We start from the raw sequence: 21,646 nt of genomic DNA, 5'->3' as shown, positions 1-21,646 counted from the left end.
AACGAGTGAACGGGTGAACGAGTGAACGGGTGGGAAGTCGTAATCGGCCTAGAGACTCACGTTCAGTTGAGCACGCGGTCGAAGATCTTTTCGGGGGCGTCCACGGCGTTCGGCGCGGCGCCGAACACGCAGGCGTCGGCGGTCGACATCGCGCTGCCCGGCGTGCTGCCGGTGCTCAACAAGAGCGCGGTCGAGAAGGCGATCCGCTTCGGGCTGTCGGTCGGCGCGCGGGTGAACCGGCGCTCGATCTTCGCCCGCAAGAACTACTTCTATCCCGACCTTCCCAAGGGCTACCAGATCAGCCAGTACGAGCTGCCGGTGGTCGAAGGCGGCAGCCTTACGATCGTCGTCGGCGACGCCGAGAAGACGGTCAAGCTCACGCGCGCCCATCTCGAGGAAGACGCGGGCAAATCGCTGCACGAGGATTTCCACGGCGAGACCGGTATCGATCTGAACCGCGCGGGCACGCCGCTGCTGGAGATCGTCACCGAGCCCGACATGCGCTCGTCGGCGGAGGCGGTCGCCTACGCGAAAGCGCTGCACGGCCTGGTGCGCTGGATCGACATCTGCGACGGCAACATGCAGGAAGGCTCGTTCCGCTGCGACGCCAACGTGTCGGTGCGGCGGCCGGGCGAAGCGCTCGGCACGCGCTGCGAGATCAAGAACCTCAACTCGTTCCGCTTCCTCGAGCGCGCGATCGAGTACGAGGTGCGGCGGCAGATCGAGGTCATCGAGGACGGCGGGACGGTCCGGCAGGAGACGCGGCTGTACGACCCGGACCGCGACGAGACGCGCCCGATGCGGAGCAAAGAGGACGCGCACGACTACCGCTACTTTCCCGATCCCGACCTCCTGCCGCTCGAGATCACCGAGCCTCAGCTCGCCGAGGTGCAGGCTGCGCTGCCGGAGCTGCCGCAGGTGCGGCGCGAGCGTTACGCGAGTGAGTACTCGCTGACCGCCTATGACGCCTCGGTGCTGACGTCGAGCCGCGAGATCGCCGATTACTTCGACGCGGCCGCCGCCGGCGCGCCCGCCGCGACCGCCAAGCTCGTCGCGAACTGGGTCGCGGGCCCGCTGTCGGCGAAGCTCAACGATGCGAATCTCGACATCGGCGAAGCGAAAGTCGGTGCGAAGCAGCTGCGCAAGCTGGTCGAGCGCATCGCCGACGGCACGATCTCGAACAAGATCGCGCGCGAAGTGTTCGACGCGATCTGGGAAGGCGAGGCCTCCGGCGACGACGCGGCGGACGCGATCATCGACAAGCGCGGCCTCAGGCAGATCTCCGATTCCGGCGAGCTCGAGAAGATCGCCGACGAAGTCCTCGCGAAGAACGCGCAGCAGGTGGCGGACTACCGCGGCGGGAAGGAGAAAGCCTTCAACGCGCTGGTGGGGCAGGTGATGAAGGCGACGAAAGGGAAAGCCAATCCGCAGCAGGTGACCGAAATCCTGAAGCGCAAACTGACGTAGCGCGGCGCGCTACGTCGCGTTGCGCTTCGCGATTTCGGTCATCCCGGATGCGCCCGCGGCAGCGGGCGCGATCCGGGATCCATTTTGACGTTCAAGTCCCCGGGTCAAAAATGGATTCCCGCCTGCGCGGGAATGACGGCAGGGCCCGCCTAACGCGGGAATGACGGCAGGGGCCGTCTCCGCGGGAATGACGGGAGGGCCCGTCTCCGCGGGAATGACGGCGGACGGTGTACGCGGCTTGGAAGGTCAAAATGGGTCCTGGCCTTCGCCGAGGACGACGCCTATTTCTTCGCTGAAGCCGAAGTCGATTGCGACGGTGCGCTGCCGGGCACGGCGCCGGCCTTCAGCTCGTTGTAGCGCTTCTTGTAAGCGGCGAAGCGCTCGCGCAGCTCCTGCTTTTCCTTCTGCTTCATCTCGACGTTGTGCTCGGCGCGCTGCTTGTCGCCCGTCGCGCGGTCGAGCTCCGCCTTGAGCTGCGGACCGACCGGCTTCTTGTTCTTCTCGACCACGTCCACGCGCGCCCGCACGTCGTTGTAACGCTGCGTCGCGCCTTTTTGCGCGTTGGTGAGCTGCTCGATCTGGAGGTCGAGCACCTGGAGGTCGCGATCGCGCTTGAGGTCGATCTCTTTGTCGCTGCTGAAAGTGGCGAGCAGCGCGTTGTCCTGGCGCTTCTGGTCGACCGCCTGGCGGTCTTCCTCGACCTTGGTCTTGGCCGCTTCCTGCTCGCGCTGGCGGCGCTGGCGGTCTTCTTCGGCCGACTCGGTCGTGCGCCGGGTCACGCCGCGCGCATCCAGCTCCTTGGTCGCGCTGCTCTGGAATTCGGGCGGGACCTTGTCGCCGCAGCCGATCACCTTGCCGTTCTTGTCCTTCCAGCACACGATCTTCTGAGCGCAAGCGACACCCGGCCCCGCCAGCAGGGCGAGCACGGTCACCGTGCCCAGCACGGCGCGCAGTCGCGGTTTCAGATCATGCATCCGAAGAGACTCCATAGCGGTCACGGTACGCCTGGACGGCGTCCAGTCGGGGTTTCATTCCCCCTTCATTGGCCAGGTACGCGACGAGGTCGTCGAGGCTGGCGATGCTAATAACGGGGATACCGTAGGTTTGGCGTACTTCCTGTACGGCCGACAGCTCCCCGGTCCCCTTTTCCATGCGGTCGAGCGCGATGGCGACGCCGCACGGACGCGCTCCCGCCTGCCGGATGGTTTCGACCGATTCGCGCACCGAAGTTCCCGCGGAGATGACGTCGTCGACGATCAGGACGTCGCCCGTGAGGGGCGCCCCGATGACGTTGCCGCCCTCGCCGTGGTCCTTGGCTTCCTTGCGGTTGAACGCAAAAGGAAGGTCCTTACCCCATTCGTCGAGCGCCATGGATATAGCGGCAACCAGCGGGATTCCTTTATAGGCGGGGCCGAACAGCATGTCGTGTCCCAGGCCCGAGGTCAGGATGGCTTTCGCGTAGAATTCAGCGAGCCGGCGCAGCGCCGAGCCGTGGTTGAACAGGCCGGCGTTGAAGAAGTACGGCGACAGCCGCCCCGCCTTCGTCTGAAACTCACCGAAGCACAGCACCTTTTCCGCGAGCGCGAATCGGATGAAGTCCTGGCGGAAATCGGCTGACATCTTGCGGTCCCCTGACACGCTGTCCGCGTGGTGTAGCGCAGCGCGAACTGCTTGTAAATGCTGAGAATTATAACGCTGAACCTCAACGGCATCCGGTCCGCCGCCCGCAAGGGCTTCCATACCTGGCTCGCCCGTTCCCGCGCCGATCTCGTGTGCGTGCAGGAGCTCAAGTGCCATGCCGGCGATCTCACGCCCGAGCTCACGCGCGTCGGCCGGCTCAAAGGCTATTTCCATTGCGCCGAGAAGAAGGGCTACAGCGGGGTGGGCATCTATACCCGGCACACGCCCGACCGGGTCGTCGAAGGTCTCGGCATTCCCGACATCGACCGTGAAGGGCGTTACCTGCGCCTCGACTTCGGCAATCTGTCGGTGATCTCGCTATACAAGCCTTCGGGCTCCAGCGGGGAAGAGCGCCAGCAGGTGAAGTTCGCGTTCATGAAGCGCTTCTTCCCTCACTTGAAGGCGTTGCGCGCGGAAGGGCGCGAGATCGTGTTGTGCGGCGACTGGAACATCGCGCACAAGGAGATCGATCTCAGAAACTGGCGCGGCAACCGCAAGAACTCGGGTTTCCTGCCGGAGGAGCGCGAGTGGCTGACGCGAGTCTTCGACGAGCTCGGCTGGGTGGACGTCTTCCGCTGCGTCGACTGCCGCCCCGACCAGTACACGTGGTGGTCCAACCGCGGCCAGGCGTGGGCGAAGAACGTCGGCTGGCGCATCGACTACCACATCGCCACGCCGGGCATCGCAGCGACCGCGCGGCGCTGCGCGATCTACAAGACGCAGCGCTTCTCCGACCACGCGCCGCTCACCATCGATTACGAGTATGCGCTGGGCTGACGGTCTGAAGCCCTACCTGGAGCGGGCGCCGCTCGCCGCGCTCTTCCTCGGCATCTCGTCGGGTTTCCCGTTCGCGATGATCGGCGCGACGCTCACCACGCGCCTCGCGCAGCAGGGCATCACCAAGAGCGCGGTGACCGCGTTCGCGCTGACCTTCCTCGCCTACAACTTCAAGTTCCTGTGGGCGCCGCTCATCGACCAGGTGCGCCTGCCGGTCATCGGGCGCTTCGGGCAGCGGCGAAGCTGGCTGTGGCTCACCGGAGTGCTCGTCATCGCGGCGGTGGCGTTCCTGGGCTCGGTCGATCCTGAAGCCGATCTCTATCTCGTCGCGATTGCGGCGATCTGCGTCGGCGTCGCCGGCGCGACGTACGACATCATCATCGACGCCTATCGCATCGAGCTCCTCGAGCCTCGCCAGCTCGGAATCGGCTCGGGCATGTCGCAGTACGGCTGGCGCATCGGCGCCTCGGCGGCAGGCGCGCTCGCGCTGGTGCTCGCGGTCCGCTTCGGCTGGGCCGCCGCCTACGCCGCATGCGCGGTGTTCGCGCTCCCGGCGATGCTCGTCGGCGTCGTCATGGGCGAGCCGTCGCGCCACCGGCAGCCCGAGAAGGCGCGCGGCGTGGCCGAAGCGGTGATCGCGTACTTCAGCCCGCTGTTCGAGTTTCTGAGGCGCCAGGGCGCGCTCGTCGTGCTGGCCTTCGTGCTGATCCACAAGATCGGCGACACGCTGGCCAACCTCTCGCTGCGGCTGTTGTTCCAGGACCTGGGCTTCAGCAACGACGAGGTGGCTTTCTACGACGTCGGCGTGGGTTTCGTCGCGCTGCTCGTGGGGGTGTTCGTCGGCGGGATTCTCTACGCGAAGCTGGGCATGAAGCGCTCGGTGCTGATCAGCCTCATCCTCATGGCGGTGTCGAACTTCGGCTTCGCGGCGCTCGCCGCGGCGGGGCACACCAACTACGGCATGGCGGCGGCGGTGGCCTTCGAGAACTTCGCGAGCGGCATCGGCGGCGTCACCGTCGTCGCGTATCTGTCTGCGCTGTGCAACCTGCGCTTCACCGCGACCCAGTACGCCTTGCTCTCCGCGCTGGCAAGCATCGCCGGGCGCCTGCTCACCGGCACCAGCGCCGGCGCGCTGATCGAGGCGATGGGCTACGTCAACTTCTACGTGCTGACGACGGTGATCGCGGTGCCCGGTGTGGTGGTGTTCTGGCTGATGATGCGCAGCGGCTTGGCCGACCTGTCGGTGGGCAGCGCCGCGAAGGAGTGAAGAGATAGAGGTGATGAGATCGGGTTATCACCGTCACCTCATCACTTCTTCTGCCGGCCATTCCCAAAGTGATAGACGGCAAGCGCGCCCAGAAGATTCGGTAAGGTCACCACCGGTTTCCCGTTGGTCAGCACCTTCCTCTCCAATATCCGTATCCCCCGCTCCTCGCAGAACCGCTCGAAATCGGCGATCGCGCAGAGGTGGACGTTGGGGGTGTCGTACCACTCGTACGGCAGGTTGTCGGAGACCGGCATGCGGCCTTTGACCACCGCGACGCGGTTCTTCCAGTAGCCGAAGTTGGGAAAGGTGACGATCCCTTCTCGGCCCACGCGCAGCATCTCGCGGATGATCGTCTCGCTGTTCTTCATCGCCTGGATCGTCTGCGACAGCACGACGTAGTCGAACGAGTTGTCCTCGAATCCCGAGAGGCCGCGCTCGAGGTCGCTCTGCACGACGTTCACGCCGTTCTTCACGCACTTCAGGATCGAGGTGTCGTCGATCTCGACGCCGTAGCCGCGGGTCTGCCGCGTCTCCTTGAGATACCTGAGCAGCGTGCCGTCGCCGCAGCCCAGGTCGAGCACGCTCGATCCCAGGTTGATCCAACCGGCGATGGCTGCGAAGTCGGGACGATGGCGCTGGACGCCGTTGCCCCCGCTCACGCTTTCACCTCGGCGGCGATGCGGTCGAAGTAGGCCGCGACGAGGTGGTGATAGCGCTCGTCGTCGAGCAGGAAAGCGTCGTGGCCGTGCGGGGCGTCGATCTCGGCGTAGGTGACCTGCCCGCGGTTGTCGAGCACCGCCTTGACGATCTCGCGCGAGCGCTCGGGCGAGAAACGCCAGTCGGTCGTGAACGAGACGACGAGGAACGCCGCCCTGGCGCGGGCGAGCGCGGACGCGAGATTGCCGCCGTACTCCAGCGCCGGGTCGAAGTAATCGAGCGCCTTGGTGATGCGCAAGTACGTGTTCGCGTCGAAATAATCGGAGAACTTGTCGGCCTGGTAGCGCAGGTACGACTCGATCTGGAACTCGCTGTCGAACGAGTACGAGAGCTTGCCGTTCTTCAGCTGCCGCCCGAACTTGTTCGCCATCTCGTCGTCGGACAGATACGTGATGTGTCCGACCATGCGCGCGACGCGCAAGCCCCGCTGCGGTTTGACGCCGTGCTCGTAGTAGTCGCCGCCGTGGAAATCGGGATCGGTGACGATCGCCTGGCGCGCGACTTCGTTGAACGCGATGTTCTGCGCCGAGAGGTTGGGCGCGCACGCGATGACGATCGAGTGCCGGAGCTTGTCCGGAAAGCTCATCGTCCATTGCAGCGCCTGCATCGCGCCTAAAGAGCCGCCCATCACCGCGGCGAAGCGCTCGATCCCGAGCATCGAAGCGAGCCTCGCCTGCGCGGCGACCCAGTCTTCGACGGTCACGACGGGGAAGCGGCTCCCCCAGCGCCTGCCCGTCTTCGCATCGATGCTGCACGGTCCGGTCGAGCCGTGGCAGCCGCCGAGGTTGTTCACGCCGACGACGAAGAAGCGGTTGGTGTCGACCGGCTTGCCGGGACCGATCATGTTGTCCCACCAGCCGACGCTCTTCGGATCTTGCGCGTACCAGCCGGCGACGTGGTGGGACGCATTGAGCGCGTGACAGATCAGGACCGCGTTCGAGCGCTCGGCGTTGAGCGTGCCGTAGGTCTCGTAGGCGAGATCGTAGCCTTCGATGATCGCGCCGCCCTTGAGCGTCAGCGGCTCGTCGAAATGCGCGCTGCGCGGCGTGACGATGCCGACCGAGCGGCCGTCGGGTGACGTTCCGATGACGCTGTCCAAATCCGTGGAGCTCCCGCCCATAAAACGAAAAACCCGGTGAGCGATCACGCTTGCACCGGGTTCTAGAGAGACTGTCTCGTAATCTCTTTAGCCGTATTTGTAACGCGCCCGCAAGCTGATCTCAAATCGGCGCGTGTTGCTGCTTGAAAGTTACCGACTGCGTAAGGCCTTGTCAATTAAGGGTGACGGATGCGGCGGTGACGGATAGAACGGTGACGGGTGAGGCAGTGACGCCCCCCCCACCCTGGCCCTCCCCCGCGTGCGCGGGGGGAGGGAACGTTTTTCGTCACCGCTTCATCCGTCACCGGTTTGCCCGTCACTTCTTCACGCCGTCAGGCGTTCATCTTGTCCAGCAGCGCCCGCAGCCGCTCCGGGTCGTTTTCGCGAAGCATGCGCAGCGCCAGGGGCTTGGCCTGCGACAGGTTGGTCTGGAGGATGCGCTGCTTGACCTCGAGCAGATGCGCCGAGTGCATCGAGTACTGGCGCAGTCCCAGGCCGAGCAGGAGGCGGGTCAGCGTGAGGTCGCCCGCCATCTCGCCGCACAGCGCGACCGGCACGCGCGCCTTGTCGGCGGTCTTGAGCACGTGCGCGATGAGCGACAGCACCGCGGGATGGAGCGGGTCGTAGAGATGCGCGACGGCGTCGTCGGTGCGGTCGACCGCCAGCGTGTACTGGATGAGGTCGTTGGTGCCGATCGAAAGGAAATCCAGGCTGCGCGTGAAGATGCCGAGCGCGAGCGCCGCCGCGGGTATTTCGATCATCCCGCCGATCTTCACCTCGCGGTCGTAGGGCACGCCTTCGGCGTCGAGGCTCGCCCTGGCCTGTTCGATGTGCAGCAGGGTCTGCTCGACCTCGCGCACCGTCGCGAGCATCGGCACCAGGATGTTGATCTTGCCGTAATGCGACGCGCGCAGGAGCGCCCGCAGCTGTATCAGGAAGCGCTGCGGCTCGATGAGGCAGAGCCGGATCGCGCGCAGTCCCAACGCGGGATTGGTGACGAAGCGCTGCGCGGTCTCTTCGGTGTCCTTGTCGGCGCCGAGATCGTAGGTGCGGATCGTCACCGGCGCGCCTTCCATCTCCTGCGCGACGCGGCGATACGCCTCGAACTGCTCGTCCTCGTCGGGCAGCTCGGTGCGGCCGAGGAACAGGAACTCGCTGCGGAAGAGGCCGATGCCGGTGGCGCCGTTCTCGCGCGCCTGGCCGACGTCGTCGGGTCCCTCGATGTTCGCCTGCAGCTCGACCGCGATGCCGTCGAGCGTCGCCGCGCGCATGTAGCGCAGGCGCTTGAGCTTCAGCCGCTCGAGCTCGAACTGGCTCTGCCTGAGCTCGTATTCGGCGAGCGCCTGGCTGTCGGGGTCGACGATGACCACGCCCTGCGTGCCGTCGACGATGACGAGCTCGTTCTCGCGAATGAGCTGTCTCGCCTCGTGCAGCGCCACGATCGACGGGATGTTGAGGCTGCGCGCGACGACCGCGGTGTGCGAGGTCGTGCCGCCGAGATCGGTGATGAAGCTCGCGAAGTGGTGCTGCTTGAACTGCACCACGTCGGCGGGCGAGAGGTCGTGTGCGACCAGAATGAGCTTGCGGCCGTCGTCGGTCTGCGGCGGCGCGTAGCCGGGATGACCCAGCAGCGACTTCATCACGCGCTCGACGACCTGGATCACGTCGGTCCGGCGCTCGCGCAGGTACGCGTCCTCGATCTGGTCGAACTGCGCGAGCAGCGCGTCCATCTGGATCTTGAGCGCCCATTCGGCGTTGCAGCGTTCCTGCTCGATGATGCGCTTCGGCTGGACCGACAGCATCGAGTCGTTGAGGATCATGAGGTGCACGTCGATGAAGCCGACGAATTCCGCCGGCGCGGTTTTCGGCACCGTGCCGCGCAGCCGCGAGAGGTCGGCGCGCACGCTTTCGACCGCCCCGTCGAAGCGCTTCACCTCGTCGGCGATCTGGTGATCGGGTACGCGGTAGTGCGCGGCCTCGAGCTGCGCGTGCGAGATGAGGTGCGCGTAGCCGATCGCGATGCCGCCGGAGACGGGAATGCCGTGTAACGCGAAGGACATGGCGAGTGTTTAGTGTCGAGTGTTAAGTGTTGAGTGAAAAGCGGCGGCGAGGATGACGCACGGACAACTTAACACTAAACGTTCAACACTTGACACTGACGATAGTCATTCGTCTTCGCCGAAGCGCTCTGCGATGAGCGCGGCCACCGCATCCAGCGCATCGCCCTCGTCGGCGCCGTCGGTCTCGAGGAGCACGGTGGAACCCTTGGCGGCGGCGAGCATCATCACGCCCATGATGCTCTTGGCGTTGACGCGGCGGCCGTTACGGCTCAGCCAGACATCGGCTTCGAAGCGGCCTGCGACCTGGGTCAGCCTGGCGGACGCCCGGGCGTGCAGCCCGAGCTTGTTGATGATCTCAACTTCCCGTTGCAGCATTGTGCAGGGTGAGCGGCGGTATGCGCAGCACGCCTTCGCAGCCGCCGCTCACCGCCTTGGTCACGAGCGTGGCGAGCGGCTTCTCGCGATAGGTCAGCGCGCGGATCAGCATCGGCAGGTTCACGCCCGCGACGCCCTCGATGTGGTCGGGGACGAGCAGCTTCGCCGCGATGTTCGACGGCGAGCCGCCGTACATGTCCGACAGGATCAACACGCCGCTGCCGTCGTCGAGCTCTTTGAGCATCGCACGCGCCTGAGGCAGCAGGAGCAGCGGATCGTCCTGCGCGGTGACGCCGAGCTGGCGCAGCCGCGGCGGCCGTTTGTTGAGCACGTGGCTCGCACAATGGATGAGCGACTCGCCCAGCGTGCCGTGGGCGATGATGAGTATTCCTATCATCTCGTAGATTTTACGCTGTGGCGCGCTCGAGCGCGTCCAGCATCATTCCTGCGACGTTGAAGCCCGACTGCTGGGTGATTTCCTGGAAGCAGGTGGGGCTGGTCACGTTGACTTCGGTCAGATAATCGCCGATCACGTCGAGCCCGACGAGGAGCAAGCCCGCTTCGAAGAGCTGCGGCGCGAGCGTTTCGGCGATCTCGCGGTCCCTCGCGCACAGCGGCCGGGCGACCCCGGTCCCGCCGGCGGCGAGGTTGCCGCGAGTCTCGCCCGCTTTGGGAATGCGCGCCAGGCAATATGGCGCGGGTTTGCCGCCGATCAGCAGGATGCGCTTGTCGCCGTCCTTGATCTGCGGCAGGTAGCGCTGCGCCATCGTGGTCTTCGCGCCGTAGGCGGTGATCGTCTCCAGGATGACCGAGAGATTCGGGTCGTCCTGCCGCACGCGGAAGATCGAGGTGCCGCCCATGCCGTCGAGAGGCTTGAGGATCGCTTCCCCGTGCTCGGCGATGAAATCGCGGATGAGCGCTTCACGCCGGGTGACGAGCGTGGGCGCGGTGAACTGCGGAAACTTCGCGATCGCCATCTTCTCGTTGTGATCGCGAATCGCGCGCGGGCTGTTGTACACGCGCGCACCCTGCTTCTCCGCGATCTCGAGGAGATACGTGGCGTACACGTACTCCATGTCGAACGGCGGGTCCTTGCGCATGATCACCGCGTCGAACGACGCCAGCGGCACCTGCGCATGGGGATCGAAGTGGTACCACGCGTCGTCCTCGCTGCCGGTGAGGTGGATGCGCGCCGAGTACGCCGACACCACGCTCTTCATCCATGCGAGGTCTTCGGGATGGAACGCGTGCAGCTCGTGGCCGCGCTGCGCGGCCTCGCGCATCATCGCGTAGGTGCTGTCCTTGTAGAGCTTGAACTCGTCGAGCGGATCGACGATGAAGGCGATTTTCATTCGTATGTGAAGGGTGAATACGATGCAGGGCGAAGGGGCCGGTCTATGCGATTCCCTTCACCCTTCACTCATTCACCGGCTCCGCCGGTGCTTCGTCGAGCGCATCCTCGGTCATCTCCAGCTCTCTCTGGGCCGCGAGCAGCGCAAGGCGGGCGACCACGCCGTACGCGTAGAAGCGGTTGGGCGGGCAGTCGGGATCGTCGGGGTCGGGCGACGAGCACGGCGAAGCGAACGCGAGCGGCACGAAGTGCATCCCGGGCGCGTTGAGGTTCTCGTCCATGCCGCGCGAAGTGTGCACGCGATAGAAGCCGCCGACGACGTAGTGGTCTATCATGTAGACGACGGGCTCGGCGACCGCGTCCTCGACCGTCTCGAACGAATACACGCCTTCCTGCACCAGCACGTCGTGCACTTCGAGGCCTTCCTTCACCACCGCCATCTTGTTGCGCTGCTTGCGGTTGAGGCCTTTGACTTCCGACGGGTCTTTCACCGTCATGATGCCCATGCCGTAGGTGCCGGCGTCGGCTTTCACGATGACGAAGGGCTCGGCGTCGATCTTGTACTCGCGGTACTTGGCGCGGATGTCGTCGAGGATCTCGGCGACGTAGCCTTCGAGGCACTCCTCGCCCTTGCGCGCGTGGAAGTCGATCTTGCCGCAGCGCTCGAAATACGGATTGATGAGCCACGGGTCGATGCCGACCGCTTCGCCGAACTCCTCGGCGACCTGGCGATAGGCTTCGAAGTGATTCGACTTGCGCCGCACCGCCCAGCCCGCGTGCAGCGGCGGCAGCAGCGCCTGCTCGATGCCTTGCAGCATCTTCGGGATGCCGCCGGACAGATCGTTGTTGAGCAGCACCACGCAGGGATCGAAGTCGCCGACGCACAGACGGTTGCCCTTGCGCTCGAGCGGTTCCAGCCGCAATTTTGCGCCGTCGGGCAGCTCGACGTCGGTCGGCTTGTCGATCTCGGGCAGCATGCTGCCGATGCGCACGTTCATGCCCGCGTGACGCAGGATCTTCGCCAGCGTCGCGACGTTCTGGAGGTAGAACTGGTTGCGCGTGTGGTTCTCGGGGATCAGCACGCAGCCGCGCGCCTCGGGACAGACCTTTTCCAGCGCGGTCATCGCCGCCTGCACGCACAGCGGGTGGAAATCGGGGTTGAGATTATTGAAACCGCCCGGGAAGAGGTTGGTGTCGACCGGCGCGATCTTGAAGCCGCTGTTGCGCAGATCGACCGAGCAGTAGAACGGGGCGTCGTGCTCCTGCCATTGGCCGCGCAGCCAGTGCTCGATCGTCGAGCTCGCGCGGAGCAGGTGGCGCTCGAGCGTGGGCAGGGGACCGGAGAGCGCGGTGGCAAGTCGGGGGACGTTCATCGGAAGGTCCTACACGAGAATCGGCAATTGTAGCCTCCCGAAGCAGCCGCGCGGCGCCGGCTTCCCGGTCAACGCCAGGGAGGAAAACCGATGGTTTCCCTCCTTGAACCTCCTTTCCTTCACCCCGCACTGCCCTTAACGAAAAAAGCGGCGCCCGGAGGCGCCGCTTTTCCCCTGTTTCCCGCTTTTGTATTACGTATGGTATGCCGTCTCGCCGTGGCTGCGCACGTCGAGGCCTTCGCGCTCCTCTTCTTCGGTCACCCGCAGGCCGACGATCATGTTGGCGATCAGGTAGGCCACGTAGGCCACCACCGCGGTCCAGATCACCGTGACGCCGACCGCTTTGGCCTGCGTGATCACCTGTGCGGCGATCGAATAGTCCGCCGCCGTCGTCACCTTGGCGGTGACCCAGTCGGAGACGAAGCCCGGGCCGCCGAGCGCCGGCGAGCAGAACACGCCGGTCAGCAGCGCGCCGAGGATACCGCCCACCGCGTGCACGCCGAACACGTCGAGCGAATCGTCCGCCCCCAGCATACGCTTCAACTGGTTGACGCCCCACAGGCACACGATGCCGGCGGCGAGGCCGATCACGAACGCGCCGGGGATGCCGACGTTACCGGCCGCCGGGGTGATCGCGACGAGACCTGCGACCGCGCCCGAAGCCGCACCGAGCATCGAGGGCTTGCCCTTGACCATCCATTCGCCGAGCGTCCACGACATCACCGCGCACGCCGTCGCGAGGAAGGTGTTCAGGAACGCGAGCGCCGCGGAGTTGCCGGCTTCGAGCGCCGAGCCCGCGTTGAAGCCGAACCAGCCCACCCAGAGGAGCGAGGCGCCGATCATGGTCATCGGCAGGTTGTGCGGGGTCATCGCTTCGCGGCCGTAACCGATCCGCTTGCCGACCATGTAGGCGCCGACCAGGCCCGCCACACCCGCGTTGATGTGCACCACCGTGCCGCCCGCGAAGTCGAGCGCGCCCCATTGCCAGATCATGCCGGCGGTCGAGTTCAGCTTGTCGACGACGTCGGCGCCGGTGTAGGCGTCGGGGCCGGGCCAGAACCAGACCATGTGCGCGATCGGGGTGTACGAGAAGGTGAACCAGATCACCATGAAGATCAGCACGGCGGAGAACTTCATGCGCTCGGCGAACGCGCCGACGATCAGGCAGCAGGTGATCGCGGCGAACGTCGCCTGGAACGCGACGAACACGATCTCGGGAATCACCACGCCCTTGCTGAAGGTCGCGGCCGTGGCGAACTCGCCTTTGGTCGCGTCGAACACGCCCGACAGGAACAATCGTCCGAGTCCGCCTATGAACGAGTTGCCTTCGGTGAACGCGAGGCTGTAGCCGTAGACGCACCACAGCACCACGATCAGCGAGAACGTGACGAACACCTGCATCAGCACCGAGAGCATGTTCTTCGCTCTCACCATGCCGCCGTAGAACAGCGCGAGCGCCGGGATGCTCATCATGATGACGAGCGCGGTGCACACGAGCATCCACGCGACGTCGCCCTTGTTGGGCGTCGGCGCGGCTGCCGGCGCCGCGGTAGCGGCGGCCGGTGCGGCGGTGGCAGCAGCCGCAGCGGGAGCCGCGGGGGCGGCCGGCGCGGTCGCTGCCGGTTTGTCGGCGGCCTTGTCCTGCGCGTACGCCGGGAGCGCGCCGGCTACGAACGTGCAGAGCAGCGCCAGGATGGCGAATAGTCTCTTCATGTGTATCCCTCCTAAAGCGCTTCGGCGCCGGTCTCGCCGGTGCGGATGCGGATGACCTGCTCGAGCTCGAAGACGAAGACCTTGCCGTCGCCGATCTTGCCGGTGTTGGCCGACTTCTCGATCGCCTCGATCACCTGCTCGAGCATCTCGCTCCTGATCGCTGCTTCGATCTTCACCTTGGGCAGGAAGTCGACGACGTACTCGGCGCCGCGGTAGAGCTCGGTGTGGCCTTTCTGGCGGCCGAAGCCTTTCACTTCGGTCACCGTGATGCCGGTCACGCCGATCGCCGAGAGCGCTTCGCGCACTTCGTCGAGCTTGAATGGCTTGATGATTGCCGTAACGAGTTTCATGGGGTTCCCCGTTTCTCTGAGTGAGCCGGCGTCAGAACGTCTTCTGTACGAAGACGGTGCCGGTGCTCTTGCCGATGGCGCGCGGGAACGGCCCGAACAGACCGCCGCCCGCAGCGTCGCCGATGCCGCCGTAGCCCAGCACGCTGGTGTCGTAGGCTTTGCTCCAGAACGCGCCGACGCTGAAATCCCTGGGCAGCGCATAAGTCAGGCCCAGCTTCACGTCCTTGTAGCTGAAGATCTCGTCGTTATCCGGCGTGCGTCCGCCGAACGCGGCGGCGAAGTACGTCCCGTTGCGTGCATCGGTGCCGCGATACTTCTGCCAGCCCCAATGCGCATTGAGCGTGAGGCCCGTCAGCGGCTTGTAGTAATCGCCGATCGGAACGTTGGCGGAGAGGTCGAGATAGGTGGTGCCCGCGGTGTCCTTCACGCCGAAGGTGTGGTCCATGACGCTCACCGACAGCTTCGCGGACAGCCACTTCCAGCTCACCGCGCCGTACACCTCCCACGTGTCGGCTTTCGGCACGCCGATGCCGGGCGTCACGGCCTGCACGGCCGGGTTGATGTCGCCGGGGTACCAGTAATAGAGCGTGCCGAGATCGACGCCGACGTCGCCGAAGCTCATCTTGTAACCGCCGTAGAAGTCCCATTCCATGCTGCCGCCGCGGTTGTAGGTGCCCGCGATGGCGTTCGGCGGCGCCGAGAAGTTCTCCTTGAGCCAGCTGATGTTCGAGGCCCACGTGCCCAGGTAGATGCCGCTGGAATGCGCGTAGTCGAGACCGCCCTGGATCGCCGGGTCGCGGTCCGTCTGAGTCAGACCGCGGAAGATGTATTGGCTGAACAGTCCCACGTTGCCGGTGAACGTGTGCTCGGGCGGAGGATCGCCGGCGAAGCTCACCGCCGGTGCGACCGCTGACGCGAGCAGACCCGCTACCGCCATTTTTCGAATCATCTTGTCCCCTTTCTTGGATACGTCTGGATGGAAAGCTGCGGCGGCGGGTTCAGCACGGACCGTGCCAAAGAAAAAGACGCGTATAACCAAATGCTTACATCATTCGGACGCCGAGCTGACCGCGTCTTCGCACCGCCGTGGAGCGCGGGCTCCGAAGCGGTGCACCGAATGGGGGCGGGCAGTGCGCGATCCACCTAAAGGGCGTGTGGGACAATCGCTTATCCAAACGCTCAGCCCGGCCGGCCATGGACCAAAAAACCCTCAACGACGTGACCCAGCGCATCCGTGACGTGTTCGCCGCGAGCCCGGCGGCCGACCTGGAAAAAAACCTGAAGGCGATGCTGGGCAGTCTCTTCACGCGGCTCGATCTCGTCACCCGGGAAGAGTTCGACGTGCAGCGTCAGGTGCTGCTGCGAACCCGCGAGCAGCTGACCCGCCTCGAAGCGGAGGTCGCAGCCCTCGAGTCCAGGCTCGCCGCGCGCGACGCGGCGCCGGGCCAAACCGGGGTCTAGACCGCAGGCGTTAGCGACGCTTCGAGCGTCCCGTTCGTTGAACGCTCATAGCGACAACGAACGGAGGCGCGCGTGGCGCTCGCCGTGCTGCACAGCCGCGCCCTCGAAGGCATGCGCGCTCCCCCGGTCACGGTGGAGGTGCATCTCGCCAACGGGCTGCCGAGCTTCACCATCGTCGGGCTGCCCGAAGCGGAGGTGAAGGAAGCGCGCGACCGCGTGCGCGCGGCGCTCCAGAACGCTCGGTTCGAATTCCCGGTGCGGCACGTCACGGTGAATCTCGCGCCGGCCGACCTGCCGAAGGAATCCGGGCGCTTCGACCTGCCGATCGCCCTGGGCATCCTGGTCGCGACGGGACAGCTCCCCGGCGAAGCGCTCGACCGCTACGAGTTCGTCGGCGAGCTCGCGCTGGCCGGACACCTGAGGGCGGTGCGCGGCGCGCTCGCGATGTCGATCGGCGCGCGCGAAGCGGGACGGGCGTTCGTCGTGCCGGCGGAGAACGCGCCCGAAGCCGCGCTCGTCGAAGGCGCGGTCGTGCACCCCGCGCGGAACCTCCTCGAAGTCTGCGCGCATCTGCTGGGCTCGGAGCGTCTCGCGCCGCACGCCATGAAGCCGCTCGTGAGCGCGTGCGACCATGCCGACATGCAGGACGTGCGCTCGCAGCCTCACGCCAAGCGCGCGCTGGAGATCGCGGCCGCGGGGTCGCACAGCGTACTGATGGTCGGTCCTCCCGGCACCGGCAAGACCATGCTCGCTTCGCGCCTCGCCGGCATACTGCCGCCGATGAGCGAGCGCGAAGCGCTGGAGTCCGCCGTCGTACAGTCGCTCGGGTCGAGCGGTTTTCGCGCCGAGCGCTGGCGGCAGCGGCCATATCGCGCGCCGCACCACACCGCGTCCGCGGTCGCGCTCGTCGGCGGCGGCAGCGATCCGCGCCCCGGCGAGATCTCGATGGCCATGCACGGCGTGCTGTTCCTGGACGAGCTGCCCGAGTTCGAGCGCCGGGTGCTCGAAGTGCTGCGCGAGCCGCTCGAATCGGGGCGCGTGTGCGTCTCGCGCGCGGCGCGGCAGGTGGAGTTCCCCGCGGAGTTCCAGCTCGTCGCGGCGATGAATCCGTGTCCGTGTGGCTACCTGGGACATTTTTCATCGCGGTGCACGTGCACACCCGATCAGGTCCAGCGCTACCGCAGCAAAATCTCAGGCCCGCTGCTCGAGCGCATCGACATCCAGATCGAAGTGCCGGCGATGCGCGCGGAGGACGTTTTGAGTGCGCGGGAGGGCGAGCCGTCGAGCGCCATCCGCGAACGCGTCGAGCGCGCACGCACGCGCATGCTCGAGCGGCAGGGCAAGGCGAACGCGAAGCTCACGCTGGCCGAGCTAGACGAGCACTGCGCGCTGGAAGACGGCGCAGTCGCATTGCTCCGCAAGGCAATCCAGCGGCTCGCGCTGTCGGCGCGCGGCTACCATCGTGCGGTCAAGCTCGCACGTACGATCGCGGATCTCGCGGGCGCGGATACGATCGCCGCCGCGCACGCGGCCGAGGCCGTTCAGTATCGCAGGTTCGAGCGGCCGCGCTGAATCTAGGAACCGTCGTCGAATCGGCGCTTTGAGCGGCGAATGTTCCGGGCTCAGCGCCGTTTGGACGGTTGCAGGCTCGTGAGGTTTCCCATGAATTCCGCGAGATCCTGGCGTTCTTCCAGTTAAGGATCAGCGGACGCCCGAGCTCTGCTCCACGATAGTAAATCTCGAGATCGACCGCGTCTTCCAGCGTGGCTACGCTCCCATCGTGCATGTATGGCGCGGTCAGCGCGACGTTGCGAAGAGAAGGCGTCCGGAATTTCCCAATGTCTCGTGGATCAAGAGTCACGACGAACCGTCCAAGCTCAGCGAGTGCGGGCTCGTTCAATACGAGCTGATCTATGGACGCGCCCCTTGCCCGGCCTTCAACGAGCGTGCGGGTGAGTTCCGGCAGTCGCGTCGCAATGGCCGATGAGCCGACGCTGAGGCGATGAAACGCCTGATCGGTGAAGAGTGCGTACCTTGCGCCGATCTCGTGACAGGTGATGCATCGTCCCGTCCCTTTGAAAACCGCTAGGCCGCGTGCCGCGCTGGCATTCAGCGCGGCTCGTTCTCCCTTGTAGTAGTAGCGGTCGAACGCGGAATTGCCGGCGATGAGCGTGCGTTCGAAGGCGGCAAGCGCCCGGCCAATGTGGATCGTGTCGATTTCCTGCGAAGCAACCTTGCGACTTGGAAGACGCAGGCGCGGCGCTGGCGAACAAGGCGATCGCGAAGCTCGCGCTGTCCGGTCGCGGCTATCACCGTACGCTCAAGGTCGTGCGTACGATTGCCGATCTCGCAGATCAAGTGAAGGTCGGCGCGATCCAAGTCGCCGAAGCGAGCCAGTATCGGCGATTGGACCGAGCCCAGAACTGACTACGTGACGCGCGCGGCGAAGCCGAGTCTTGAAGAATGTCAAGAGATTCCTTGCGTCGATCCGTCTACGCCAATGTATTGGCGCTGTCGGGGTGATCGAGCAGGTAACCTCTCTTCTCGTAAGAGTGAGCTCGTAACACCCCCATCTTCGTCGCCGCCGCGGCAGCGTGAAATGACGGTGAGTGCCGCGAAGCGGCGTCGTTCCCTCCCACGTCTCGCTGGAAAAGCGATGCGAGATGCTTTCAACGACCGCGACCGCCGTGCTTCGTCGCGTTACGGGAACGCGCATGCTCGCGCTCGAGCAGGGGTACGACAGCTTCGGACGCCTGCAGCGGCTCTACTACCCTTCCGGGCGGGAAGTTGTTGCTGCGCGACCGTCGGTTACGCAAGCGCTCAGCCATAGCGTGCAGTTGTTCTTGTCGGCGCTCCGATCAAATCGAGACGGGTCTAGCCGCCACGGTGAATGCGTGGCCATCTGGACCCATGAACCGAAAGGGACCGGCGAGGCCGCGCCGCTGAATCTCCCGCGTGAATGTCTTCTGGCGCGGCATGATCTCGGCCGCCGCGACCGCGCGTGACGCGATCTCGCGGTGGTGCTGCTCGGCCCAAGTGTTGCCGCCGTGGAACGTGTAGGCGAACAGGTAAGGCATGTTGCGAATCAATGTTAGCCGCCGGAAGAGCCGAAGGTAGAACACAAGATCCTCCCCACGCTGGGCGTTCATCCCGATCTCGGGGTACGTCGGCTCACGTTCTACCGCGCGCACATGCATCAGGGTCCCGGGATGGCCCTTGTAGACGACCTCATCCCAGTCCGTCCAGTAGACCTCGCCGGTGGTCTGGAAATAGTGGAAGTGATCCTGCAGACAGCACGCGGTCGAATCGTCCTGCCGCATCGCCTCAAGCTGCACCGCGAGCCGGTCCGGATGGCTGCTATCGTCATCGTCCCACTGGCAGAATACGTCGCCGCGCGCCTCGGCCAACGATCGGTTGCGCAGCCTGCCAAGCTTGTTCCGCCCGTTGACGTGGACGACGCGGACGTCGTCATGGCCCAACTTGGCGACGTGCTCGCGGATCGCGGCAATCGGGGACAGCTCATCGGTCACGATGACGAGCTCCTTGTGGGGGTAGGTCTGACGAAGGTAGCAGCCGACGCTATGTTTGAAGTGGCCGAACCGATCGCCCGTGACCATTAGGCAGCTGATCAATGGAGCCGCGGAGAGCGCGACTGTTCGTGTCGGCCGCTCCATCTCGCCGAGCACCGCCGTCTCCGGTTCGGGGATCAAACGCGCGGCGAGCAGCGACTTCATCCACACAGAAAGCCCAAGCGAGTTTTACCAAGCTGTTCTGCACTACACGGCTAATCCTGACTCCCCGAACTTGTGCAGCTTCATTCTGTACTTCAGAGACGGCCGGAAGTGGGGCTTCGCGGCCACGCCAGGCCGCTTGATGTGGACCGAAGATCGGAACGGTAATCGGGTGACGCTGGTACGTGGCGGCGGCTTCTCGGACTACATCAGCCGAATCGTCGGGCCCACGGGGCGCTACATCAATCTCTCCTACGATGGGCGAAGCCGCATCTCGCAGGCGACAGACAACACGGGCCGCACCGTGACCTACGCTTACGATACCTCGGATAGATTAGCAACTATAACGAACGCCGACGGTAAGGTGCGCACCTACGTCTGGGACACGACCAACAACCGTGTCTCCTCGATCAAGGACGAGCGCAACAACACCATACTCACCAACCAGTTCGACACGGACGGCCGCGTATGGAAGCAGACGCTCGCCGATGCGAGCACGTTCACATTCGTTTACACGACCGTGAACGGCGTGGTGACGAAAACCGAGCTCACCGATCGTCGCGGGAGCAAGCGCATCGCCGAGTTCGATGCAAACGGTCGCGTCGTCAAGGACACGTTCGCGGCCACTACCGCGGTCGAGCAGGTAACGACGATTGCGCGCGATCCCACGACTGGCCGCGTAACGTCCGTCACCGATCCTCTCCTGCGACAGACTGACATAAGCTACGACAGTCTCGGCAACGTCACTCAGGTGAAGCGCCTCGCGAATACCGCTACGCCCGTGATCGCGTCGGCAACGTACGATCCGGTATTCAGCAATCCGCTCACGAACACCGACCCAAACGGAAACGTGACGAACTACACGTACGACGTGCGTGGCAATCTCACCGAGGTCCGCGATGCGCTCGACCATACGACGACGCTGACCTATGACACGGCTGGGCGGCTGTCGACCGTCAAGAATGCACTGAACGTAACCGTCGCGACAATCGGCTACACCGGAACGGATCTCACGAGCTTTACCGACGCGCTTTCCCGTACGACGACACTGAACTACGACTCACGAGGGCGGCTAACCGGCATTCGCGATCCGATGGGGCGTGTTACGACCGCGACCTACGATGTCCTCGATCGTCTGAGTACGGTCACGGATGCCCTGGGCGGCGCCATCGGCTGGTCCTACGATGCGTCTGGCAACGTGCGCGGCTTCTACGACCGGAAGTCGCAGGTCACGAGCTACGTCCCCGACGGCGTGAACAACCGGCCGGGAACGCGCAGCAATCCTTTGGGCAAGACGGAATTTCTCTACTACGAGCCGGGCGGAAAAATCTCTCGTCACCGCGAGCGCAAGGGCCAGGTCAACGGTGCGAATTACGATGCTCTCGGTCGGATCGCGCTGCGCGGCTTCGGCGCTTTGCCAGCCGCGCCGAACGCGTTCACCAGCACCATCGCCTATACGTGGGACAAGGGCGACCGGCTCCGGCAGATCGTCGACTCGGTCAACGGCACCATCACCCGCGACTACGACGACCTCGACCGGCTCACCCAGGAAACGACCGCCCAGGGCGTCGTCACCTACACCTATGACGCCGGCGGCCGGCGCAAGACGATGCAGGTGTCGGGCCAGCCGCTCATCACCTACTCGTGGGACGCCGCGGACCAGCTCAAGCTTATCGAGCAGGCGGCCGGGCCGAGCAACAACAACGTCGTACAAAGGGTGTGGTTTACGTATAACGCGGCCGGGCGGCGCGTGCGCACGATGTACGCCAACGCGTCAGGCGCGGGGGTGACGATCGACTACGGCTACGACGACGCCGGTCAGGTCACGAGCGTTTACTACAAGAAAACCGACGGCACGCTGCTCGGGACGCTCTTCTACACCTACGACGCGGCCGGCCGGCGCCTGACCCCGGGCGGCACGTTCGCCCAGGTGCGGCTGCCGGCGAACGACGCCACGGCGACCTACAACGCCAACAACCAGCTCGCGAGCTGGAACGGTGTCGCGCTCACCGACGACAACGGCAACCTTGCGAGCGAGGGCGGGCGCACTTACGTCTGGAACGCGCGCAACCAGCTCGTGGGGTTGAGCGGCGGGGTCAACGCGAGCTTCGCGTATGACGGCCTCGGGCGACGCACCGGCAAGACCGTCGGTGGCGCCACCACCCAGTACGTCTACGACGGCCTGAACATCGTCCAGGAGAAAGACGGCGCCGGCACGCCCATGG

The 21,646-nt window shown here is 65.3% G+C and carries 19 protein-coding genes, 1 pseudogene and 1 riboswitch; of the genes and pseudogenes, 7 read left to right on the top strand and 13 right to left on the bottom strand.

The genetic code is table 11. The annotated features are described in order from the left end of the window. Positions 1 to 21: 21 nt before the first annotated feature. Positions 22 to 1,467 carry an Asp-tRNA(Asn)/Glu-tRNA(Gln) amidotransferase subunit GatB gene (gene gatB / locus VHP37_26385; protein HEX2829903.1) on the top strand — a complete coding sequence of 482 codons (1,446 nt, stop codon included), beginning with the start codon at positions 22 to 24 and terminating at the stop codon, positions 1,465 to 1,467. Between the two features lie 281 nt (positions 1,468 to 1,748). Here gatB and VHP37_26380 read toward each other — a convergent pair whose 3' ends face one another. Both VHP37_26380 and pyrE read right to left on the bottom strand, forming a co-directional pair. Continuing rightward, positions 1,749 to 2,441 (bottom strand): hypothetical protein, encoded by a 693-nt coding sequence (locus VHP37_26380; protein ID HEX2829902.1) that lies wholly within the window; start codon positions 2,439 to 2,441, stop codon positions 1,749 to 1,751. Further along, the gene (pyrE, locus tag VHP37_26375) at positions 2,434 to 3,087 is read right to left on the bottom strand and encodes an orotate phosphoribosyltransferase (GenBank protein HEX2829901.1); all 654 of its coding nucleotides are present in this window, start codon (positions 3,085 to 3,087) and stop codon (positions 2,434 to 2,436) included. The genes VHP37_26380 and pyrE overlap by 8 nt, the downstream gene beginning before the upstream one ends. Before the next feature lie 57 nt (positions 3,088 to 3,144). On the opposite strand from pyrE, the gene VHP37_26370 reads away from it, so the two are divergent. Both VHP37_26370 and VHP37_26365 read left to right on the top strand, forming a co-directional pair. Next, the gene (locus tag VHP37_26370; GenBank protein HEX2829900.1) at positions 3,145 to 3,924 is read left to right on the top strand and encodes an exodeoxyribonuclease III; all 780 of its coding nucleotides are present in this window, start codon (positions 3,145 to 3,147) and stop codon (positions 3,922 to 3,924) included. Further along, positions 3,911 to 5,191 carry an MFS transporter gene (locus VHP37_26365; GenBank protein ID HEX2829899.1) on the top strand — a complete coding sequence of 427 codons (1,281 nt, stop codon included), beginning with the start codon at positions 3,911 to 3,913 and terminating at the stop codon, positions 5,189 to 5,191. The genes VHP37_26370 and VHP37_26365 overlap by 14 nt, the downstream gene beginning before the upstream one ends. Before the next feature lie 41 nt (positions 5,192 to 5,232). On the opposite strand, the gene metW is transcribed toward VHP37_26365, so the two are convergent. From metW to VHP37_26315, 10 genes are all read right to left on the bottom strand, one after another. After that, complete coding sequence (gene metW, locus VHP37_26360; GenBank protein ID HEX2829898.1) at positions 5,233 to 5,850, bottom strand: methionine biosynthesis protein MetW; 618 nt, start codon at positions 5,848 to 5,850, stop codon at positions 5,233 to 5,235. Further along, a complete protein-coding gene (locus VHP37_26355) occupies positions 5,847 to 7,028 on the bottom strand; it encodes a homoserine O-acetyltransferase (protein HEX2829897.1) in 1,182 nt (393 codons plus the stop codon). Before VHP37_26355 ends, metW begins: the two co-directional genes overlap by 4 nt. Before the next feature lie 45 nt (positions 7,029 to 7,073). After that, positions 7,074 to 7,150, bottom strand: a riboswitch (SAM riboswitch). A gap of 189 nt (positions 7,151 to 7,339) precedes the next feature. Then, a complete protein-coding gene (gene ptsP, locus VHP37_26350) occupies positions 7,340 to 9,067 on the bottom strand; it encodes a phosphoenolpyruvate--protein phosphotransferase (GenBank protein HEX2829896.1) in 1,728 nt (575 codons plus the stop codon). Positions 9,068 to 9,172: 105 nt separating this feature from the next. Next, on the bottom strand, positions 9,173 to 9,442 hold the full coding sequence (locus VHP37_26345) for an HPr family phosphocarrier protein (protein ID HEX2829895.1): 270 nt from the start codon (positions 9,440 to 9,442) through the stop codon (positions 9,173 to 9,175). Beyond that, the gene (locus VHP37_26340; GenBank protein HEX2829894.1) at positions 9,423 to 9,839 is read right to left on the bottom strand and encodes a PTS fructose transporter subunit IIA; all 417 of its coding nucleotides are present in this window, start codon (positions 9,837 to 9,839) and stop codon (positions 9,423 to 9,425) included. Before VHP37_26340 ends, VHP37_26345 begins: the two co-directional genes overlap by 20 nt. A 10-nt stretch (positions 9,840 to 9,849) precedes the next feature. Beyond that, positions 9,850 to 10,794, bottom strand: a complete 945-nt coding sequence (gene gshB, locus VHP37_26335; protein HEX2829893.1) for a glutathione synthase — start codon at positions 10,792 to 10,794, stop codon at positions 9,850 to 9,852. Between the two features lie 64 nt (positions 10,795 to 10,858). Further along, positions 10,859 to 12,166, bottom strand: coding sequence for a glutamate--cysteine ligase (gene gshA / locus VHP37_26330; GenBank protein HEX2829892.1), 1,308 nt, complete (start codon positions 12,164 to 12,166; stop codon positions 10,859 to 10,861). A 192-nt stretch (positions 12,167 to 12,358) separates the two neighbouring features. After that, positions 12,359 to 13,879: an ammonium transporter gene (gene amt, locus VHP37_26325; protein ID HEX2829891.1), complete on the bottom strand. Its 1,521-nt coding sequence runs from the start codon at positions 13,877 to 13,879 to the stop codon at positions 12,359 to 12,361. A gap of 11 nt (positions 13,880 to 13,890) precedes the next feature. Next, positions 13,891 to 14,229, bottom strand: coding sequence for a P-II family nitrogen regulator (glnK, locus tag VHP37_26320; protein HEX2829890.1), 339 nt, complete (start codon positions 14,227 to 14,229; stop codon positions 13,891 to 13,893). A 31-nt stretch (positions 14,230 to 14,260) separates the two neighbouring features. After that, positions 14,261 to 15,166, bottom strand: coding sequence for a TorF family putative porin (locus VHP37_26315; protein HEX2829889.1), 906 nt, complete (start codon positions 15,164 to 15,166; stop codon positions 14,261 to 14,263). A gap of 257 nt (positions 15,167 to 15,423) precedes the next feature. Here VHP37_26315 and VHP37_26310 point away from each other — a divergent pair, with 257 nt between their 5' ends. The 3 genes and pseudogenes from VHP37_26310 to VHP37_26300 all read left to right on the top strand — a co-directional run bounded on the left by VHP37_26310 (position 15,424) and on the right by VHP37_26300 (position 18,117). Beyond that, on the top strand, positions 15,424 to 15,690 hold the full coding sequence (locus VHP37_26310) for an accessory factor UbiK family protein (GenBank protein ID HEX2829888.1): 267 nt from the start codon (positions 15,424 to 15,426) through the stop codon (positions 15,688 to 15,690). A 72-nt stretch (positions 15,691 to 15,762) separates the two neighbouring features. Further along, the gene (locus tag VHP37_26305) at positions 15,763 to 17,262 is read left to right on the top strand and encodes a YifB family Mg chelatase-like AAA ATPase (GenBank protein HEX2829887.1); all 1,500 of its coding nucleotides are present in this window, start codon (positions 15,763 to 15,765) and stop codon (positions 17,260 to 17,262) included. 666 nt (positions 17,263 to 17,928) lie between these two features. Then, positions 17,929 to 18,117, top strand: a pseudogene (locus VHP37_26300) (ATP-dependent protease). A 431-nt stretch (positions 18,118 to 18,548) separates the two neighbouring features. Here VHP37_26300 and VHP37_26295 read toward each other — a convergent pair. After that, positions 18,549 to 19,424 carry a glycosyltransferase gene (locus VHP37_26295; GenBank protein ID HEX2829886.1) on the bottom strand — a complete coding sequence of 292 codons (876 nt, stop codon included), beginning with the start codon at positions 19,422 to 19,424 and terminating at the stop codon, positions 18,549 to 18,551. 139 nt (positions 19,425 to 19,563) lie between these two features. Between VHP37_26295 and VHP37_26290 the strand changes: the two genes are divergently transcribed. Continuing rightward, on the top strand, positions 19,564 to 21,646 hold a 2,083-nt coding region (locus VHP37_26290; protein HEX2829885.1), incomplete at its 3' end, for a hypothetical protein.

The organism is Burkholderiales bacterium (assembly GCA_036262035.1).
In the GTDB taxonomy this organism is placed as follows: domain Bacteria; phylum Pseudomonadota; class Gammaproteobacteria; order Burkholderiales; family SG8-41; genus JAQGMV01.
Note: the sequence above shows the minus strand (reverse complement) of the source record. Positions and strands in the feature narration are given on the sequence as shown.

What these genes read in the sequence shown, in the direction of transcription:
- glnK (HEX2829890.1), bottom strand. Translation starts at nt 14,229, where the DNA reads ATGAAACTCGTTACGGCAATCATCAAGCCATTCAAGCTCGACGAAGTG.
- gshB (HEX2829893.1), bottom strand. Translation starts at nt 10,794, where the DNA reads ATGAAAATCGCCTTCATCGTCGATCCGCTCGACGAGTTCAAGCTCTAC.
- VHP37_26340 (HEX2829894.1), bottom strand. Translation starts at nt 9,839, where the DNA reads ATGATAGGAATACTCATCATCGCCCACGGCACGCTGGGCGAGTCGCTC.
- VHP37_26315 (HEX2829889.1), bottom strand. Translation starts at nt 15,166, where the DNA reads ATGGCGGTAGCGGGTCTGCTCGCGTCAGCGGTCGCACCGGCGGTGAGC.
- VHP37_26345 (HEX2829895.1), bottom strand. Translation starts at nt 9,442, where the DNA reads ATGCTGCAACGGGAAGTTGAGATCATCAACAAGCTCGGGCTGCACGCC.
- gshA (HEX2829892.1), bottom strand. Translation starts at nt 12,166, where the DNA reads ATGAACGTCCCCCGACTTGCCACCGCGCTCTCCGGTCCCCTGCCCACG.
- ptsP (HEX2829896.1), bottom strand. Translation starts at nt 9,067, where the DNA reads ATGTCCTTCGCGTTACACGGCATTCCCGTCTCCGGCGGCATCGCGATC.
- amt (HEX2829891.1), bottom strand. Translation starts at nt 13,879, where the DNA reads ATGAAGAGACTATTCGCCATCCTGGCGCTGCTCTGCACGTTCGTAGCC.
- VHP37_26310 (HEX2829888.1), top strand. Translation starts at nt 15,424, where the DNA reads ATGGACCAAAAAACCCTCAACGACGTGACCCAGCGCATCCGTGACGTG.
- VHP37_26370 (HEX2829900.1), top strand. Translation starts at nt 3,145, where the DNA reads ATGCTGAGAATTATAACGCTGAACCTCAACGGCATCCGGTCCGCCGCC.
- VHP37_26295 (HEX2829886.1), bottom strand. Translation starts at nt 19,424, where the DNA reads ATGAAGTCGCTGCTCGCCGCGCGTTTGATCCCCGAACCGGAGACGGCG.
- pyrE (HEX2829901.1), bottom strand. Translation starts at nt 3,087, where the DNA reads ATGTCAGCCGATTTCCGCCAGGACTTCATCCGATTCGCGCTCGCGGAA.
- VHP37_26380 (HEX2829902.1), bottom strand. Translation starts at nt 2,441, where the DNA reads ATGCATGATCTGAAACCGCGACTGCGCGCCGTGCTGGGCACGGTGACC.
- VHP37_26365 (HEX2829899.1), top strand. Translation starts at nt 3,911, where the DNA reads ATGCGCTGGGCTGACGGTCTGAAGCCCTACCTGGAGCGGGCGCCGCTC.
- VHP37_26355 (HEX2829897.1), bottom strand. Translation starts at nt 7,028, where the DNA reads ATGGGCGGGAGCTCCACGGATTTGGACAGCGTCATCGGAACGTCACCC.